The organism is Kribbella swartbergensis (genome assembly GCF_054784135.1).
Genome location: NZ_BAAGPM010000055.1, coordinates 1 through 1,144, shown reverse-complemented (window position 1 = coordinate 1,144; position 1,144 = coordinate 1). Strand labels below are relative to the sequence as shown.

Here is a 1,144-nt window from a genome sequence, read left to right as displayed (position 1 = left end):
GAGACGGCCTGTCTCGTCGAGGAGCCGGTTCCAGGCGCGGCAGACCGCGTCCAACACCGCCCCGTAGTCGTCCAGCATGCGATGCGAGAGATAGCGCTCACGCAGGTAGAGCCAGATCCGCTCCACCGGGTTCAGCGCAGGTGACGCCGGCGGCAAAGGCAGCAGCGTAATCGTCTCTGGCACGTGCAGGGCCCTCTTGTCGTGCCAGCCGGCCTGATCCAGCACGAGCACCGCGTGCACGCCCGGCTCAAGCTGCCGTGAGAAGTGCTCCAGAAAGATCGTCATCGCGTCAGCGTTCACCCGCGGCAGAGCCAACGCGAAGGTCTCGTCCGTGCCGGGCCGGCAGGCGGCAAACAGATACAAGCTCTCGAAGCGCTGATCGACCACACCGGGCGGGCGCACCCCACGCTCATACCAGACGCGTGTGGTCCGGCCCTTCTGGCCAAAGCGCGCTTCGTCCTGGCACCAGAGCTGGAGGCGGGTATCAGGATGCTCCATCGCGATGGTTTGCAGCTTAGACGGGAGTTCCTTTTTTGAACGCTGCCTGTGCGGCCGGATCACCCTTCGGGTGCGAGGGCCGGGTCTTCTGACGCGACAGGTTCAGCCGCTTGAGCAGGCACGAGAGCCCCCATTCACTGTAGCTCACGCCATAAGTCCGCTCGACATGCTCGCACAGGTCGACCAGACGCCAGGCACTGATCCCGTCGCGCTCGGGCTCCGGCCCGCGCAGGATGTGGGCCTTGAGCGCGGCCTGCTGGCCGGCCGTGAGCTGCTCCGGGCGACCGGAGCGGGGCCGGTCATGCAGACCGTCAGGTCCCTCAACATTGAAGCGCTGAATGGCATCGTGCAGAGCCTGCCGTTCCATACCGGCCAGCCGAGCGGCTTCGGCCCGTGTCATGCCCTCCAGGGCATTGGCAATGGCCAGCAACCGCAGGCTGGCCCGGGTGTCCCTCTCACGAGCGGCCCGCTGGCGAAGGTCGGATGCTGAGTAGTCCTGCCGGATCTGGAGCGCAGCCATGCTGATCTCCCGCAACAGCGCCCCCGCTCCGCAGTGAATCACGCCACCCATCCCGACGCAAATCCGAGTCAGCAATTCTCTGGGCGGGTATAAGGCTCTATTTTTACACTTGGGTAGAACCAGCGA

General features: G+C 65.6%; 2 protein-coding genes. Both read right to left on the bottom strand.

Going from position 1 to position 1,144, the window contains the following annotated elements; translation table 11 throughout:
• The coding region (locus ACYVOK_RS34440; RefSeq protein ID WP_460666797.1) for an IS630 family transposase at positions 1 to 498 on the bottom strand (498 nt) is incomplete at its 3' end.
• A gap of 16 nt (positions 499 to 514) precedes the next feature.
• The gene (locus ACYVOK_RS34435) at positions 515 to 1,018 is read right to left on the bottom strand and encodes an IS630 family transposase (protein WP_460666796.1); all 504 of its coding nucleotides are present in this window, start codon (positions 1,016 to 1,018) and stop codon (positions 515 to 517) included.
• Positions 1,019 to 1,144: the final 126 nt, after the last annotated feature.